The organism is uncultured Marinobacter sp. (assembly GCF_947259545.1).
In the GTDB taxonomy this organism is placed as follows: Bacteria; Pseudomonadota; Gammaproteobacteria; order Pseudomonadales; family Oleiphilaceae; genus Marinobacter.
Window position 1 is genome coordinate 642,979 of record NZ_CAMYMK010000002.1, and the last position, 16,003, is coordinate 658,981.

Consider the following 16,003-nt stretch of genomic DNA (forward strand, 5'->3'; position numbering starts at 1 on the left):
TGTTAGTTGCGCTGGTAAAAGGCCCGGCTCTTCTCGTGCACCGGCCCCATGTCGACCATTGAGAATCCCATCACCGGCCGATGCAGGTAAAACACATACTCACTACCCGTCGGCACCGTTTCCCAATATTCCGGGATATGGCTGCTCCGTTGGTCGATGGTCGGATGTCCGGGATGCTCGAACAGTGCCGTGGCGGTTGATTGGTAAGGGACCGCAATCGGCTGCGGAGAAGCGAGCAGGCTATAGCGTTGCAGGCCGGGGTAGGTGGCGGCAACGGCGGCCAGGGTGATCAGTGCCGTGACGCCAAGGCGTTCCGCCATCGGTGCACCCCGACCCAGGCGAATGCCGAGCGCCGCAGTTAGCATTCCGGCGGATACAAAGGGCCAGAGGGGGAGATTGCCCAGCACCAGATAATCGGTGAGCAGCACGAAATCCGCTACCCCATAGAGGCCGAAAATGGCCAGCAGGGCCAGTTGTGCCACCATGCCCTTGTGAGTCATCAGGTTGTACTGATTGGCCAGTGGACCGCTGGAGGCGGGCTCGGACAGAGTAATTGCCTGGCCGGTGGCTGCGGACAGCGACTGCACCAGCGGTGCCTCTTTCAGCAGGCCGGGGAGCTTGTCCCCGGGTTTGCCAAAGACATCTCTCAGGCCCATACGATGGTCTGGTCCCTGCAGGCGGAGAAAGTTATAGGGCTGTAAGCGGTAGGTCTGTCTCGCCGTGACAACTTCCAGTCGTGAATGATGGAGTGCCGGAGTCAGCGCTTTCGGCGCGGTGGCGGCCCTGAGCCGGATCTCCTGGATGCTGTGAATCAGGATGCGATGATCGCCGGTGGTCAGGCCCATCAGTCCCATGCCGGTCAGCCGGGGTATGTGGATCTTGAGGGTGGACGAATCCAGTTCTACCCGGACTTTCCGGTTACTGACAACAATGAAAGGCAGCAGTGCCAGTAGCGCCATTACCAGAATGCTCTCGTAGCTCAGGGAGCCATCGTCCGAATGCATCAGTTTTGATAAATCACCGGTTTCACTGATCCCCAGCCAAGCCAACACCACGAATACGCCCAACATAGGCAGCAGAATCACGCTGAGCAGGACAGCCATGTGAGTGGTTCGCAGAATGCCGGGGGAGTATCGAAAGTGTTGGGTGGTCATGGTCTGCTACGTCCCTGATAGTGTTTCTATAGGCCATTAACACGGCGAGGATAGCATGGAGCCCCGGGGGTGGTTTGTGACGGGCTACCTATTGGGTGGTTGTGCAGAACACAAGCACCTATCGCTTTGTCGCCCGTCTTCATGGTATATCAGCAACTCTTTTGTCCCATTCTTTATTCCGGAACCAGAAACAATGCCAAAAGCCAGTGAAATCAAGAAGAACTCAGCGGTCGAGTATGAAGGCAGGGCCTATTTCGTAAAGGACATCGAGCGGTCGGTGCCACAGGGGCGTGCCGGCGGCAGCCTGTACCGCATGCGGATGTATGACGTAGTGACAGGTAACAAGATAGACGAGACCTTCAAGGACTCGGACATGCTGAACCTGGCAGACCTGGTTCGCAGACCGGCGACCTTTTCCTATTCCGATGGCGACGAGTACGTCTTCATGGACAGTGAAGACTTCACGCAATACAGCCTGAACCGGGAGTCCATCGCGGAAGAGCTGCTGTTTATCAGCGAAGACACCGAGGGCCTGATGGTGATTCTGGTGAGTGATGCCCCGGTCGCACTGGGTCTTCCGCCGACGGTGGACCTGGAAATCGTGGAAACCGATCCATCCATCAAGGGCGGTTCGGCAACGGCGCGAACCAAGCCGGCGACATTGTCGACCGGGCTGGTGATCCAGGTGCCCGAGCACATTTCCACCGGCGACAGGATCAAGGTGAATGTAGAGGAGCGCCGGTTCCTGGGGCGTGTCTGACCTGATTTGAAAGGGGCGCCCTTCGGAATTGATAATGGGGGTAACGCCAAGATTTCTGAAGGAGGCGATTATGACTACCTCAGCCAGCAAACTGGTGGTGTTCTACGATGGCTCCTGCTCCGCCTGCATCAAGGACCGCCGGTGGTACGAAAAGCTGGCGGGGAGGACAGGAGAGTCCGTTGAGTGGCTGGATATTACCGGGCGTGATGAAGAGTTGCGCCGTCAGGGCATTGACCCTGACAAGGCCCTCCGGGAGCTGCACGTCAAGGACGACCAGGGCAGGGTACACCGGGAAATGGATGCCTATATCCTGCTGATGTCCCGCGTGCCCGCCCTGAAACCCCTGGCGTGGCTGATTGGCTTGCCGGTGATTCGGCCCGCTCTTGCTTGGCTGTATCATCGATGGGTGGCCAAGCGCCTCAGCAGTTGATCTTCATTCGGGCAGGGTTTCTCCCGAGCCCCCCATCTCCGCTGGCACGTCCTTCATTTTGGGCAGGCCGTCGTGGATGGGCAGTACGGATTCCTGGTAGTGAACATGCAGTGCCGGTTTGAATTCCAGGTCGGGCAGGTTGGCTACGTAAACATCCACCAGCCCCATTGTCGGGTGGTCGGTAAAGACGTGCCCACCGCACTTCTTGCACCATTTCCGGTAGCTTTGTTCAGTCAGGTGGAAAGTGCCAATCTGATCCTCGCCGGCAAGAACTTCGAAGTTGCTGGGCGGCCATAACGAGAACGCGTTCACGGGGCCCGCTGACCAACGCCGACAGGAATCGCAATGGCAATAGCCCATGGCCGCTGGCTCACCACTGACCTGAAATTTCACCTCACCACAGAAACAGCTGCCTTGATGCTGGCTCATAATGCTCTCCCTCAATTGCCTGGATACGGAACGTTTCCATATTTACCGTTATTAATGGCGCTCGGGTTAATATTCCAGAGACATATTGTTGATGTAAATACTTCGAAAGTGCCGATAGCGGGCCACAGCTGATTTGCTCTGTTATCTGTGGGGTTGTTTCAGTACGCTTGGCAACTTGGCTCATCAGGAGGGAAGCATGCCCAGCCCTAAATCCAAACCCGTTTCCGCGTCTGCCATTGAGCAGCATGTCTATAAAGTTTTTCCCAATGACATGAACTCCCATAACACGGTGTTCGGCGGCATGATCATGGCCAAGTGTGATCGCCTGGCACTGGTGGTTGCCGAGCGTCACTCGGCCCATGTCTGTGTGACGGCCGCAGTGGATTCCATTCACTTCCGCGCGCCGGCGAAAGGGAACGATACCCTGTTGTTCAGCCTGTCACTGAACCGAAGCTGGGGTTCGTCCATGGAAATCGGCGCCCGGGTCGAGGCTGAAAACAGCTATACCGGAGAGGTTCGGCATATCCTGTCGGCGTTCTTCACATTTGTGGCGCTGGATGAAGAGGATAAGCCGGTCGATGTCCCTGAAGCGATACCGGAAACCGACGAGCAGAAACGTCGGTTCGAGAATGCGGAAATTCGGCGAAAAGGGCGTTTGCAGACTCGGGAAAAGTTATCCAGTCGCACGGGTCAGTAGGGTTTTTTGGTGGACTCCACATCCACCACCCGGCCATTACGCAGAGTGACCACCCGGCGGAACTGGGTATTGCTCAGTTCGTACAGCCATTCTTCCACGGGGACCGGATAGCTCCGGTGTGCGAGCCTGGAGCGACCGGGAGTAACGACCTGCCAGGTCACCTGCCTTGACAGGGGCTGGCCACAACGGGCGACGACTTCGAATTCGCTGATACCCTCCTGCAGGGCGCCTGTATCGCAGGGGCCCGCGTTATCCGGGTAAAAGCCGTAACCCAGGCTGTCTTCCCGGTGCAGCTTGCCATTACGAAAAACCAATCGCCGGATAAAGCTCTGGGGGCCGCGGTTGTAGTACCAGTGTTCCTCGGTTTGGACCACGCCAAGTCCCGGTACAACGGCCTGGGGATAGGTCGCAACGTAATCCGGCTCACCACAGCGCTCTTCCACTTCCAGCGGCCAGTCACCCTGGCTCACCAGAGCACTGCCGCAGCGGAAAGAGGCCATCACGGGATTGATGGTCAGCAGTAAGGTAAGGCAGACGAGAACTTTAGTTGCGCGCGTAACGTTCATGGAGAATACCCACCCGCTCTACATAGGCGCGGGTTTCCGCGTACGGCGGGATGCCGCCATGGCGACCAACCGCACCGGGGCCGGCGTTGTAGGCAGCGGTGGCCAGCCTGGTGTCACCGCCGAAACGCTCCAGCATCTGCGCCAGGTAATTGACCCCGCCACGGATGTTCTCGGCCGCGTTCATGGCATTGCTGACAGCCAGTTCCCGGGCCGTTGCCGGCATCAACTGCATCAGCCCCTGGGCGCCCTTGGGGGAAATGGCGCGGGCATTGAATGCAGATTCCGCGTGGATGACCGCGCGAACCAGGGCCGGGTCAATCTGGTATTGCCGGGCAGCTGCCTGGATTTCGTCACGGTAAGGTTCGCGGTAAAGCGGCGTGGTCCGCCAGTTAACCCTGGAATTCGGATCGCAGGCATAGCAGTGGAAGCGGATGACATCAAAATCAGCCCCTGCCGGTTGGTTGCTGCTGTAGGCGACCACGCCATTGTCATCCCGGTAGCGATAGACCACCTCATTCTTGCTGGAAGCACGCCGCTGTTCGCTGTTTTTGACATTGGTGTACTCCACCGTGCCGTCGGGGTGGACAATACGTTTCACGCCACCAGCAGCAACCGGTTGGGACAGTAATGCCAGCAACAGGGTTGCCAGAATTGGTGTGGAGAGAAGATTACCGCTTGTCATTGTGCACTCGTGAGAAATCTGAACGGATATCTGCATGATAAACGCCAGTATACGTCGTTGTGGTATGGAAGAAACGTAACGATAAGTGTCGATATTCGCAAATGTGATGGTGTCTCCAGTCATTGTATTTTCACAGGCTTTGATCATAGGCTTTTGATTCATTCACAAGTGTGGGAAAAACGATCATGGGCGTGGCAGGTAAAACGGTGGTCATCACCGGCTCTTCCAGTGGTATTGGCGCGGTTGCGGCGAGACAGTTAGCGAAGCAGGGCGCCAGGGTGTGCCTGGTGGCGCGAAGGGAGGAAGAGCTGGCCAGTGTTCAACGTGAGATCACCGGCGATGGCGGGCAGGCATGGATCTACCCGGCGGACCTGACCGATGAGGCGTCCCTCAGCCAGTGTGCCGAGCGTATTCTCAATGAGCATCAACGGGTGGATGTGCTGGTGAACAACGCAGCCCATTCGATTCGACGTCCAATCACCGAGGCCCTGGACCGACTGCATGATTACCAGCGCACCATAAACATCAACTACATTGCCGCAGTGGGACTGACCCTCAAACTGTTGCCCCGCATGCTCGAACAGGGGGAAGGGCAGGTGGTGAACATCTCGACGCTGTCGTCCCAGGTGCCGATCCCGCTGTTTTCCGCCTACCTTGCCAGCAAGTCGGCGCTGGAGTCCTTTTCCCGATCCCTTCTGGCGGAGCTTGGCCACAAGGGGATTGATGTCACGGTGGTGTACTTTCCGATGGTGCGGACGCCCATGTCCTCGAGAACCAGCATCTACCGGCATATGCCAATGATGAATGTGGACAAGGCGGCGGGGTGGATTGTAAAGGCGGTGAACAAACGTCCGGCGCGGGTGGGAAGTCCGGTGGGCACCCTGGGCAGTCTGGCATTGGCGGCGTTGCCGGGCCCGGTGACCCGGCTTACTCAGCCAGCCTTCCGCCAGATGGATCGTATGTTGAAGCAGAAAATGCGCAAGGACAGCTGACCTTACCGGCGGGGGATGGACTGGGTTTCCTGATGGCTCAGCGCGCGATACTCACCGGGTTGAAGTTTCCCGTCGAGGGTTATGGCGCCCATCTGCTCCCGGTGCAGGGAGACGACACGGTTACCTACGGCATGGAACATTCTCTTCACCTGATGATAACGCCCCTCGTAAATCGTCAGCCGGGCGTTGGTGGCATCCATCTGTTCAATGTGTGCGGGCGAGGTTGTCAGTTGTTCGTATTCGAACCAGATGCCCGCGGCAAAGCGTGCCTCGGTGTCGGGCGACAACGGGTATGCGGTGGTCACCCGGTAGACCTTGGGAATTCTGACCCTGGGTTCGGTCAGGCGCCGGGACCAGGTGCCGTCATTGGTCAGTATCAGCAGGCCGGTGGTGGCTCGGTCCAGGCGTCCCGCTATATGCAGGCTCTCCCGCAGGTCCGGAGCAATCAGGTCCAGCACTGTGGGGTGAACGGCGTCGACGGTGGCGCTGAGGTAACCGGCGGGCTTGTTCAGCATCAGGTACCGGGCCTGTGAGCCAGGCTGGATGATATTGTCATCAACGGCAACGGTGGTGAACCCGTCAACATCGAGAGAGGCGTTGGTACACACTTCGCCGTTCACCATGGCACGGCCGGCGGCAATCAGCGCATTGGCCTGTTGACGGCTGACACCGTTCTGGTTGCTGAGGATTCGGGAAAGTTTCATGGCGTGAATGATAGCGGGTTGCTTCGGGGCAGGACAGCGTCACGAGTCTGTGACTGTGATGGTGGTAAAGCCCTTTACCTGTACCTGTATTGATTCCCTGCTAACTTTTAAAGTTGCTGTACTCTGGAATCTTTCTGCCTGGTTGAGTCGTCATGCGTTCAGTTTTCTTTACCTTTCTGGTGCCTGCGTTGTTTGTGTGGTTGTGGAGCACCGGATTCATTGGCGCCAAGTACGGGCTGCCGTATGCGGAGCCTTTCACCCTGCTGTTGATCCGCATGCTGTTCACCCTGGTGTTGCTGGCAGGGCTGGCGTGGCTGATGAAAACCCACTGGCCGGGATGGCGGGGTGCGGGGCATCTGGCCATTACCGGACTGCTGGTCCATGGCTGCTACCTGGGTGGTGTGTATTACGCCATTCAGGGCGGTATGCCGTCAGGTATTGTGTCTCTGATTGTTGGTCTGCAACCGTTGGTGACGTCGGCCGCAGCGGTGATTGTGCTGAAGGAAGGTGTCTCGGGGCGACAATGGCTGGGGCTGACTCTGGGGCTGGTGGGCGTCACACTGGTGTTGCTGGAGAAGTTTGTCGGCGGTGATGGCAATACCTCGGATTTCCCGTTATGGACCCTGGTCTGGGCCGGGTTCTCCCTGGCAGGGATATCCCTCGGTACGGTGTATCAGAAGCGCAACGGCACCCAGGCGGATCTGGTGGCGGGCACGTTGATCCAATACAGCGCTGCGGCGGTGTTTTTTGCCATCGGGGCTTTCACCCTGGAAACCCGGGAAGTGGAATGGGCGCTTCAGCTGCAGCTCTCCATGGCCTGGCTGGTGTTTGGTGTCTCCATCGGCGCGATCCTGTTGCTGATGTGGCTGATCCGCCAGGGGGCCGCCTCGCAGGTGGCGAGCCTGTTTTACCTGGTCCCGCCGGTGACTGCGCTGGAGGCGTTCCTGCTGTTTGACGAGCGGCTGGGTGTTCTCGCCATGGTTGGTGGTGCGATTTCCATCACCGGGGTGGCCCTGGTGGTTACCAGGCGAGCATGATCACACTGCTGAGTATGGCCAGCAGGATGACCAGGACTACCAGCTGCATCCAGGGAAACCGGGGTTGTGGTTCCGTATTCAGCTCCTGTTCCAGATACTCCCGCAGCAGGCGTGTATTGCGGGTGTTGGCTTTATAGACGATATCAAACGCGTCCCCCACCACAGGCACCATGCCGCCGAAAGTCTCAATCAGCATATTCTTGACCATGTGAGCCTTGATGCGCTTGCCGGCGCCGGCACGATGCGCTTCCAACAGCACATACAGGGACAACATCAGGCCTATCAGGTCACCCACCACCGGTAACAACCCGATGATGGGATCCAGGCCGAGACGAATCCTCGTAAAGGGAATCCGGATGGCAGTGTCAGTTACCCGGGAAAACTTGTCGAGCCGGGCAAGTGTCGCCTGTTGTCGGGTTCTCAGATCGGATTGGCCGGTGGTGGTTTCCCCATTGGGCATGTCAGCTTTTTCCTCGGAAGTTCTTGGGTGTGGAGTGAGGTAGAATGTTAGCTTTCTGCCAGGATGGATGCGAGGACTTGGGTAAATGACGACGATCAGGGTTATGGTTTTGGGTGCCACGGGGTTCACCGGCAGCATGGTGGTGGACGGACTGCTGCCAAGGGATGAGGTGGCCTCGGTGGTTACTCCCGTGCGGCGGGAAGCCGACAGGCAGCATCCAAAACTCGTGCAGCGGGAAGTGAATTTTGACCGCCTGGATGAGTACGCGGATTTGTTCGAAGTCGACGTCATTGTCTGCTGCCTCGGCACGACCATTCGCAAAGCCGGTTCCCAGCAGGTGTTTCGTAAAGTGGATTATGGCTACCCCCTCAAGGCGGCGGAACTCGGGCGGTCCCGTGGGACTCGGGCGTTTGTACTGATGTCTGCAATTGCCTCGTCGTCATCCTCAAACGTATTTTACAATCGTGTAAAAGGGGAGCTGGAGGACAGTGTCAGCGGGCTTGGCTACCCCTTCCTGTCGATCTATCGTCCCAGTCTGTTGCTCGGAGATCGCGAGGAACACCGAACGGCTGAGGCCCTGGGCATGAAGGCCATGCCCCTGCTCAACCGGGCGATGATTGGGCCACTGGAAAAATACCGTGGCATTGAGGCTGACACCGTTGCCCGGGCCATGGTGAACGAGGTCTGTGGGCTGTCATTAACCACGGATGTTAAGGATGTGGTCCGGATTCATGAGTATCCGGACATCGTCGCCCTGGCAAGATAGCGTGCGCCCCCGAACCCTTCTTCTTCCCGGCCGGCTTATTTGCCGGCCAGTATCCAGGCGGCGGCTTTCTCCGCGATCATCAGGGTGGGCGAGTTGGTGTTGCCGCTGGTGATGGTGGGCATGACACCGGCATCCACTACCCGCAAACCGTCGATCCCCCGAACCCGAAGATGGGAGTCCACCACCGCCATATCGTCATCCGCGCGCCCCATGCGAGTGGTGCCGACGGGGTGGAAGATGGTGGTGCCGATGTCTCCGGCCAGGCGGGCCAGTTCGTCGTCGGTCTGGTATTGCAGACCAGGTTTGTATTCTTCCGGCTGATACCTGGCAAGAGCCGGTTGTTCGGCAATGCGACGGGTGACCCGCAATGAATCGGCAGCTACCTTGTGGTCTTCCGGCGTGCTCAGGTAGTTGGGGGCGATGGCGGGCGCTTCACGGGGATCCCGGCTGCGGATGCGGACGGTGCCGCGGCTGGTAGGGTTCAGGTTGCACACACTGGCGGTAATCGCCGGGAAGTCGTGCAGGGGCTGCCCAAAAGCATCCAGACTCAGCGGCTGCACATGATATTGAATGTTGGCGTAGTCGTAGTCGTCGGAGCTGCGGGTGAAGGCGCACAGCTGGGACGGCGCCATGCTCATGGGGCCTGAGCGTTTGAGCAGGTACTCAAGACCGATTTTAGCCTTGCCGAACAGGGAGCCGGCCAGGGTGTTGAGCGTGTTCACGCCGTGGACCTTGTAGACCGAGCGAATCTGCAGGTGATCCTGAAGATTTTCTCCAACACCAGGAAGCTCCCTGATCACCGGGATACCATGCTGTTTGAGCAGGTCCGCCGGTCCGATGCCGGACAGCTGCAGCAGTTGCGGTGAGCCGATCGAGCCGGCGGAGAGAATGACTTCCCGTGAGGCGACGGCAAGCGTCTCGCTGTTGCCGGGACCAGAGATTCGCACGCCGGTACACCGGGGCTGGCGGCGCGTCCCGGTGTCCATTTCGAGCCCGAGCACCTGGGTGGAGTGACGGACAGTCAGGTTGCGGCGTTTTGCGACGCTTCGCAAGAAGGCCTTGGAGGTGTTCCAGCGCCAGCCGGCGCGTTGATTAACCTCAAAATAATCGACACCTTCGTTGTCGCCTCGATTGAAATCCCGGGTGCGGGGAATGCCCGCCTGCACCGCGGCCTCGGCGAAATCCTCCAGCACCTGCCATTTCAACCGCTGGTGTTCCACCCGCCATTCACCGCCGTGGCCGTGGAATTGCGCGTGGTGATCGTCCGCATCTCCGCCGGCATCGAGCCGGTAATGGTCTTCGTGGCGCATGAAGTCTGGCAGGCAGTTGTCCCAGCGCCAGGCGTCGTCTCCGGTTACGTCCGCCCAATGATCGTAGTCGCGGCGCTGGCCACGGATGTAGAGCATGCCGTTAATGCTGGAGCAGCCGCCCAGGGTCTTGCCTCGCGGATAGATCAGTGTGCGGCCATTGAGGCCGGGCGATGGCTCGGTCCTGAAGCGCCAGTCGGTGCGGGGATTATCGATACAGTAGAGATAACCCACGGGGATGTGAATCCAGTGGTAGTTGTCCCGACCACCGGCTTCAATCAGCAGTACCCGGTAGTCAGGGTTGGCGCTGAGGCGATTGGCGAGCAGGCACCCGGCGGTGCCAGCACCCACGATGATGTAATCGAAGTGTTCTGAGGCAGGTCTTGTGCTGTCATTCATGCCGTTTAACCAGGGTGTTTTTGTTGTAGTGGTCGTTGGTTTTGTAGCGTATAACGCAGCCAATTACACCCTGACTTAGACTAATTCATCAGGCCTGCCTGTCGGAGTGCCCTAAGTCCCTCTGTGGGTTGATTTTATCGCGGACCAGTTGCTTGAGTTGCTTGATATCCGGGAATCCACCCCGTTCCTTGCGCGACCAGATTTGTGTACCGTTTACCCAGACCTCGAAAATGCCACCCGTACCCGGGTGCAGTGTCAGCTCATCCAGTTCGCCTTCAAAGGTGGTCAGCAGTTCCTGGGCCATCCAGGCTGACCGCATCAGCCAGCGGCAACCGGTGCAGTAGTGAATATCAACTCGATTGGTCATGGCTCCCCACAATATTTTAAGGACACGAACATGTCTACCCTGATAACCGCGCTCTTCTCAAGGATACTGAAAGGCAGCCTGTCGGGCTTTGTTGCGCTTAGTACCGTCATCCTGAGTGCCGCCGGCGCAAACGCCTCGGAGCGCCTGTACATATTTACTGAAAACTATCCACCTTACAACGAGGCAGTCTCCGGCAAAGGTTTCGCCCATGGTGAGGACGAGATTACTGGTATTTGCAGCGACATGGTGAAGGCCATGCTCGCGCGCGTGGATTACCAGTACGTGATGAAAATGCGGGACTGGAGTTATGCCTATGATTGGGTTCAGGGGCGCGAGAATCATGGCCTGTTCTGCACGGCCCGAACCGATGAGCGTGAAGACCAGTTCCAATGGGTCGGGCCACTGGCGCCGATACAGTGGACGCTGTTTGCAGCTCCGGGGTCGGATATCACGCTGGACTCCCTGGAGGATGCCAGGAAATATCGCATCGCTGGATACAAAGGCGATGTGATGTCTGACTACCTGGTCAGCCAGGGTTTTGAAGTGGTCATGAGTATCTCGGGGGATGTTAACCCCCGCCGGCTCGAACTGGGAGAGGCGGACCTGTGGGTAACCGATGGACTTGTCGGTCCCCTGGTTGCGGAGCAGGAACATGGTATCAGTGGCCTGAACCCCGTCCTGGTGTTCCGTGAAACGCCCATGTATCTGGCGTTGAGCAATGAAACATCGCCTACGATAGTGGCTGCCCTGCAGAATGCTCTGGATCAGGCGCGTGAGGCGGGCGAATTCGATCATCTGATCAGTCAGTACCAGTAACGAGTTGAGTGATGCCGGCGAGACCTGGAGGGAGTCGGGGCTCGCGCACTTTGTGCAGAAATGTTTTGTAGATTCCCCGATCCTCGTATAGAACTAGTAGGGTAGCTCCACTATTTTATGAGGATTATCCATGGCTTTTTCCCCTGATCATCTTGCCGAACTGAATCTGCTCACCCTGTTCGGTTCTTCCTCAGCGCAGGAGGGCATCAAGGTCCACCAGCACTCCGCACCGGAGGACACAGTGAAAGCTGCCGAACGCTTGCACCAGAAGGGGTTGATCACCCAGCAGGATGGCGGTTATCTGACCAGTCTGGGCAGTGAGGCAGTGGAGTTGGCCCAGAAACTCCAGTCCATTCTCTCCAGCCAATAATTTCGGTCTGTCAGGGGCCGGAGCCATTACCATAATCCAATGTCCGGTTCCGGTGCCCTGCGATCGATCGTCACCCCCTTGCCCTCCAGAATGCGTAGCAGTATCTGAGTGTCTTCCACATTGAGAAACGCCCCCAGGGGAATGTGCTCCTCGCGGTAGGAGAGGAACAGCTTGGGGGGCGTGAAGGGATGTCGCGGCATGTTGGCGCGAACCCTTGCATAGTGTCGAGGGAGTGTCCATTCGGCCTGCTTGACTCGTCTGCCTTTCTCCAGGGTAAGACTGTCAGGGTAAACGGACAGTATTTCCCGCGTCTGGCAGGCCTGCGCCGTGTAGTAAATACCGGCTGCCAGGGCGATGAGCTCCAGTCCCGCAAAGGGCATCACAACCCAGGCGCCGGCCAGGGCCATGCCGGTGGCAATCACCAGTGACACAGAAAACAGTGCCAGCCAGACCTGAACATTGCCCCGCCAGCTGAGTGACTGGTTAGGCGTCAGTAACAGCCTGAGCCCTTTCTTGCATTCGAGGTGTTTTACCATTGCCCTTATCCCGCAAGGGGTATGATTACCGCCGCCTGACAGACCTGTAATTCAAAAGGGGCGGAAACCACGACATACTGTCTGCTTTTAGCATAGCTGCAAGTGCATCGGAGTTTCCATTTGGCGAAAAAAACTTTCCCGCGCCGTATTTTCCGGCTCCTGTCCTGGTGTCTCGCCAGTGTGCTGGGCCTGCTGGCTGCTGTCCTGCTGGTGTTGAGATTCATTGATCCGCCCACCACAGCGTTCATGCTTGCCCACAGTCTCAGTCACCGGGACGACAGCATTCTGCAGCAGTGGGTGGACTACGCCGATATATCCCCGTGGATGCCACTCGCCGTGATCGCCAGTGAGGATCAGCGCTTTCCCGATCATTGGGGGGTGGATTTTGCCGCGATCCGCAAAGCCCTGGCCGAATATGAGGCTGGCGAGGGATTGCGGGGAGCAAGCACCATTACTCAGCAAACCGCCAAGAACCTGTTTCTCTGGAACGGTCGAAGCTTTGTCCGAAAATCGCTTGAGGCAGTGCTGGCGCTGGGGCTTGAAGCGCTTTGGCCAAAACAGCGAATTCTCGAGGTATATCTGAACATTGCAGAATTCGGGCCGGGTATATACGGCGTGGAGGCGGCCAGCCGGGTCTACTTCGGCACCAGCTCCCGTTACCTCTCACCGTCCGAGGCCTCAAGGCTGGCGGCAGTGCTGCCCAATCCGAAAGTGCTGAGCGTGGATAATCCCTCACAATACGTGTGGGAGCGTGCGGCCTGGGTGCAACGGCAGATGCGTCAACTATCGGGGCCGGGGTATATCCAGGGGCTTTGACCCGGACTTCCGGGGCAGGTGTAACGAAATCAATACATTCTTTCAGATACCCCGTCCGGGGCGGCTCTGCTAGAGTATTGAGGTCGTCATCTTGCCACAGGAACTGCGCCTGATATGTCCAGACAAACCGCCCACTCCCAGAAACTGTTGCTGTTTAACCTGACTGGACGAAAGCAGTTCGCGCTCGGAACGCTGAAAATTCGCGAAATCCTGCCATACACCCGGCTGACAAGATTGCCCCACAGTCACGCCGCCGTGCTCGGCACCATGTCGTTTCGAGGTGCCGCTGTACCGGTCATTGATATGGCTGCCGCCGTAGGCGGGCGTCCCCTCACACCCGATGAACAGAAAGCCGGTTCCATCATTGTGACGGATATCCAGCGCCAGGAAATCGGTTTCGTGGTGCGCAGTGTCAGCAAGATCATTGAGGCCGATTGGAGTCAGGTTCAGTCACCGCCCGCGGCCCTGGGTGATCAGGCCTTTGTGACGGGGTTGCTCGACCTGGACGGGGAACTGGTTCAGTTACTGGATGTTGAACTGCTGCTGTCGAAAGTCTATCCCTCTGCGGTTAATAGCGATGGGGCAACCCTGACGGATCTGGAAAGCGAAACGCTCAGGGCCCAGCGAATTCTGCTAGTGGATGATTCCCAGGTGGCTCGCAAACAACTCTCCGATGTGCTGGATAGTAAAGGCATTCCCTACGAAGTGACCAGTAATGGCCAGAGTGCTCTGGAAATAATCCAGGAGGCGGATTCCATTGGTGAGCCCGTAGACATTCTGGTGAGCGACATAGAAATGCCGGGGCTGGATGGCTATGAGCTGACATTCAATCTCCGAGATCAGGGTTCACTCAAGCAGCCTTTTATTATCCTTCACACGTCCCTGAACAGTGAAATGAGTCTCAGCTATGCCAACCAGGTGGGCGCCAATGAGGCCCTGACCAAGTTTGATGCCCAGGAGCTGATGCAGGCGATGCTGCGGGGTGCCGGGCACTAGTTGGTACTGGCCTGATCGGGAGACAGTGTCCGTGGGTGTTCCGTCAGCTTTGAAATGAGGCGAGGGTTACGCTCATAGATGTCATTGCGGTAATGCAGGGTGCCGTCCTCGTCCACCCAGGTGGTCCAGTATTCCAGATGTACCGGTACAGGCTCTTTCAGGTATACCGTGGTCTGTTGGCGGGAATTGACCACGCGGTCGATGTGATCCCTTGACCATCCATTCTGGCCTTGAAGCAACAGGCTGGCGAGCCTGAACGGGTCTTCCACTCGAATGCAGCCGGAACTGAAGGTACGTTCGCTGCGGGAGAACAGGCTGCGGGCGGGCGTGTCGTGCAGGTAGATATCAAATTTGTTCGGAAACATGAACTTGACCCTGCCAAGTGCATTGTGCGGTCCGGGCTCCTGGACTAGCTGGAATGGAAAGTTGTTCTCGGAAAGCAGCCACCAGTCAACAGTTTCCGGATCGACTCGGACACGATCCGCACCCCACCCCCGATACACTGTGAAATCCATTTTCTGAAGATAGTCCGGGTCTCTTCGTATGGCGGGCAACTGGTCCTCGGTCATGATAGTGCGTGGAACTGTCCAGGTTGGGTTGAAGACCAGATAGCGAATGCGATCACTGAATACGGGGGTCTGCCGGTAGGGGCGCCCGACGATCACCCGCGTTTTCAGAATCTCTTCGCCCTTCCTTATCATGCGCAGTTCGAATCCGGCAATGTTTACGATGATGTAGGTATCGCCGAGCTCGGGTAGCCACCGCCAGCGTTCAAGATTGGCGTCCAGTTGCGCCAGCTTTTCCTGTGGGGAGATGTTTAGGCTGGCGAGGGTGCCTCGCCCGATCAATCCGTCGGTGGCCAGCCCGTGGCGAGCCTGGAACCTGGTGACGGCCGCCACGACCCTGTCAGTATAGCGGCGTTCGATTACCTGTTCTTCCAACGATATAGTGGGCATCAGGTCGCCCAGGGCAATCAGGCGCTGGCGGATAAGCGGTAGCCGATTATCGATCATGCCGGGGCGGATGGTGGGGCCGTCGACAATTGGCTCCCATGGGATGGAGAGCAGTGATTGCAGGAATTCCCTGGCTGTCAGTAACTGCTGGTAACCGCTTTGGGAAGGGGTCAAACGATCGATCAGGGTCGGGATCTGCTGATACTCCAGGGCCTGGCTCACGATTTCGTCGATGCGTTGAACCTGGCGGTTCGCTGTCCATTCTGCCTCAAGTGAATCTCTGTTTACCTTGCCATGAAGTAAGTGCGAAGTAAGCAGTAGCAGACTGTCAGTCAGTAACAGATCAAGATCCGCCCTTGCCTCGGGGCCCAGGTCGTCAGGGGATCGCGCTGCAAACGTCGCCAGCAGGTTGTAGTGATAGTCCGACGGTGTCAGGCCATGGCGTTTCGCCGCGTTGATCGTGTCCAGTAATGCTTCTCGATCCTTGTCCCGGTGCCATGCCAGGGCGTAATCCCTGTGACTATAGAACTCGGACAGGGCGTCCAGCGCCAAAAGGGGTTCCCCGAGTGCGCTGATTGTAAATCCCTGATGTATTGCTTCCATGCGTTCACGGATTTCATCATTCGCCAGACTGCCGAAGGACCAAAGACTCAGCACCAACAACAGCACCACTCGCACAGCAGTCAAACCTGAGGACATCCTTTCTCTCTCCAGGGCGGGTAAGAATTGAACAGCCCTGTTATTAATCCTAGACTTTTATTGGGCG

20 protein-coding genes are annotated in these 16,003 nt (G+C 57.8%); 10 read left to right on the forward strand and 10 right to left on the reverse strand.

Going from position 1 to position 16,003, the window contains the following annotated elements; genetic code table 11:
* Positions 1 to 2: 2 nt before the first annotated feature.
* Positions 3 to 1,154, reverse strand: a complete 1,152-nt coding sequence (locus Q0Y21_RS03085) for a hypothetical protein (RefSeq protein ID WP_297791422.1) — start codon at positions 1,152 to 1,154, stop codon at positions 3 to 5.
* Between the two features lie 193 nt (positions 1,155 to 1,347).
* On the opposite strand from Q0Y21_RS03085, the gene yeiP reads away from it, so the two are divergent.
* Together yeiP and Q0Y21_RS03095 are read left to right on the forward strand one after the other, a co-directional pair.
* Positions 1,348 to 1,914, forward strand: a complete 567-nt coding sequence (gene yeiP, locus Q0Y21_RS03090; protein WP_297791424.1) for an elongation factor P-like protein YeiP — start codon at positions 1,348 to 1,350, stop codon at positions 1,912 to 1,914.
* A 70-nt stretch (positions 1,915 to 1,984) separates the two neighbouring features.
* On the forward strand, positions 1,985 to 2,344 hold the full coding sequence (locus Q0Y21_RS03095; RefSeq protein ID WP_297791426.1) for a thiol-disulfide oxidoreductase DCC family protein: 360 nt from the start codon (positions 1,985 to 1,987) through the stop codon (positions 2,342 to 2,344).
* A 3-nt stretch (positions 2,345 to 2,347) separates the two neighbouring features.
* Here Q0Y21_RS03095 and Q0Y21_RS03100 read toward each other — a convergent pair whose 3' ends face one another.
* Positions 2,348 to 2,773: a GFA family protein gene (locus Q0Y21_RS03100; RefSeq protein ID WP_297791428.1), complete on the reverse strand. Its 426-nt coding sequence runs from the start codon at positions 2,771 to 2,773 to the stop codon at positions 2,348 to 2,350.
* 196 nt (positions 2,774 to 2,969) lie between these two features.
* On the opposite strand from Q0Y21_RS03100, the gene Q0Y21_RS03105 reads away from it, so the two are divergent.
* The gene (locus Q0Y21_RS03105; protein ID WP_297791430.1) at positions 2,970 to 3,470 is read left to right on the forward strand and encodes an acyl-CoA thioesterase; all 501 of its coding nucleotides are present in this window, start codon (positions 2,970 to 2,972) and stop codon (positions 3,468 to 3,470) included.
* Here the strand turns inward: Q0Y21_RS03105 and Q0Y21_RS03110 are convergent.
* Together Q0Y21_RS03110 and Q0Y21_RS03115 are read right to left on the reverse strand one after the other, a co-directional pair.
* Entirely contained in the window at positions 3,464 to 4,036 is a 573-nt protein-coding gene (locus Q0Y21_RS03110) for a DUF2845 domain-containing protein (protein WP_297791432.1), read from the reverse strand. The genes Q0Y21_RS03105 and Q0Y21_RS03110 overlap by 7 nt on opposite strands.
* Positions 4,014 to 4,718 (reverse strand): lytic transglycosylase domain-containing protein, encoded by a 705-nt coding sequence (locus Q0Y21_RS03115; protein WP_297791434.1) that lies wholly within the window; start codon positions 4,716 to 4,718, stop codon positions 4,014 to 4,016. Before Q0Y21_RS03115 ends, Q0Y21_RS03110 begins: the two co-directional genes overlap by 23 nt.
* Before the next feature lie 185 nt (positions 4,719 to 4,903).
* Here Q0Y21_RS03115 and Q0Y21_RS03120 point away from each other — a divergent pair, with 185 nt between their 5' ends.
* Positions 4,904 to 5,710 carry an SDR family NAD(P)-dependent oxidoreductase gene (locus Q0Y21_RS03120; RefSeq protein ID WP_297791436.1) on the forward strand — a complete coding sequence of 269 codons (807 nt, stop codon included), beginning with the start codon at positions 4,904 to 4,906 and terminating at the stop codon, positions 5,708 to 5,710.
* 2 nt (positions 5,711 to 5,712) lie between these two features.
* Here the strand turns inward: Q0Y21_RS03120 and Q0Y21_RS03125 are convergent, their stop codons facing one another.
* Complete coding sequence (locus Q0Y21_RS03125; RefSeq protein WP_297791438.1) at positions 5,713 to 6,414, reverse strand: pseudouridine synthase; 702 nt, start codon at positions 6,412 to 6,414, stop codon at positions 5,713 to 5,715.
* 152 nt (positions 6,415 to 6,566) lie between these two features.
* Between Q0Y21_RS03125 and Q0Y21_RS03130 the strand changes: the two genes are divergently transcribed.
* On the forward strand, positions 6,567 to 7,451 hold the full coding sequence (locus Q0Y21_RS03130) for a DMT family transporter (RefSeq protein ID WP_297791440.1): 885 nt from the start codon (positions 6,567 to 6,569) through the stop codon (positions 7,449 to 7,451).
* Here Q0Y21_RS03130 and Q0Y21_RS03135 read toward each other — a convergent pair.
* Positions 7,435 to 7,911 (reverse strand): DUF4112 domain-containing protein, encoded by a 477-nt coding sequence (locus tag Q0Y21_RS03135; protein WP_297791442.1) that lies wholly within the window; start codon positions 7,909 to 7,911, stop codon positions 7,435 to 7,437. The two genes, Q0Y21_RS03130 and Q0Y21_RS03135, sit on opposite strands and share 17 nt — an antisense overlap.
* Before the next feature lie 85 nt (positions 7,912 to 7,996).
* Here Q0Y21_RS03135 and Q0Y21_RS03140 point away from each other — a divergent pair, with 85 nt between their 5' ends.
* The gene (locus Q0Y21_RS03140) at positions 7,997 to 8,677 is read left to right on the forward strand and encodes an NAD-dependent epimerase/dehydratase family protein (protein ID WP_297791445.1); all 681 of its coding nucleotides are present in this window, start codon (positions 7,997 to 7,999) and stop codon (positions 8,675 to 8,677) included.
* A gap of 35 nt (positions 8,678 to 8,712) precedes the next feature.
* Here the strand turns inward: Q0Y21_RS03140 and Q0Y21_RS03145 are convergent, their stop codons facing one another.
* Positions 8,713 to 10,383, reverse strand: coding sequence for a GMC family oxidoreductase N-terminal domain-containing protein (locus tag Q0Y21_RS03145; protein ID WP_297791447.1), 1,671 nt, complete (start codon positions 10,381 to 10,383; stop codon positions 8,713 to 8,715).
* An 88-nt stretch (positions 10,384 to 10,471) separates the two neighbouring features.
* Positions 10,472 to 10,750, reverse strand: a complete 279-nt coding sequence (locus Q0Y21_RS03150) for a SelT/SelW/SelH family protein (protein ID WP_297791449.1) — start codon at positions 10,748 to 10,750, stop codon at positions 10,472 to 10,474.
* Between the two features lie 30 nt (positions 10,751 to 10,780).
* Between Q0Y21_RS03150 and Q0Y21_RS03155 the strand changes: the two genes are divergently transcribed.
* Positions 10,781 to 11,566: an ABC transporter substrate-binding protein gene (locus Q0Y21_RS03155; RefSeq protein ID WP_297791451.1), complete on the forward strand. Its 786-nt coding sequence runs from the start codon at positions 10,781 to 10,783 to the stop codon at positions 11,564 to 11,566.
* Between the two features lie 130 nt (positions 11,567 to 11,696).
* Positions 11,697 to 11,936: a TIGR02647 family protein gene (locus Q0Y21_RS03160; RefSeq protein WP_297791453.1), complete on the forward strand. Its 240-nt coding sequence runs from the start codon at positions 11,697 to 11,699 to the stop codon at positions 11,934 to 11,936.
* A gap of 26 nt (positions 11,937 to 11,962) precedes the next feature.
* Here Q0Y21_RS03160 and Q0Y21_RS03165 read toward each other — a convergent pair whose 3' ends face one another.
* Positions 11,963 to 12,472 carry a DUF2244 domain-containing protein gene (locus tag Q0Y21_RS03165; RefSeq protein WP_297791455.1) on the reverse strand — a complete coding sequence of 170 codons (510 nt, stop codon included), beginning with the start codon at positions 12,470 to 12,472 and terminating at the stop codon, positions 11,963 to 11,965.
* A 120-nt stretch (positions 12,473 to 12,592) separates the two neighbouring features.
* Between Q0Y21_RS03165 and mtgA the strand changes: the two genes are divergently transcribed.
* Entirely contained in the window at positions 12,593 to 13,288 is a 696-nt protein-coding gene (mtgA, locus tag Q0Y21_RS03170; protein ID WP_297791457.1) for a monofunctional biosynthetic peptidoglycan transglycosylase, read from the forward strand.
* Between the two features lie 114 nt (positions 13,289 to 13,402).
* Complete coding sequence (locus Q0Y21_RS03175; RefSeq protein ID WP_297791459.1) at positions 13,403 to 14,284, forward strand: chemotaxis protein; 882 nt, start codon at positions 13,403 to 13,405, stop codon at positions 14,282 to 14,284.
* Here Q0Y21_RS03175 and Q0Y21_RS03180 read toward each other — a convergent pair.
* A complete protein-coding gene (locus Q0Y21_RS03180; RefSeq protein ID WP_297792490.1) occupies positions 14,281 to 15,915 on the reverse strand; it encodes a L,D-transpeptidase family protein in 1,635 nt (544 codons plus the stop codon). The two genes, Q0Y21_RS03175 and Q0Y21_RS03180, sit on opposite strands and share 4 nt — an antisense overlap.
* Between the last annotated feature and the right edge of the window lie 88 nt (positions 15,916 to 16,003).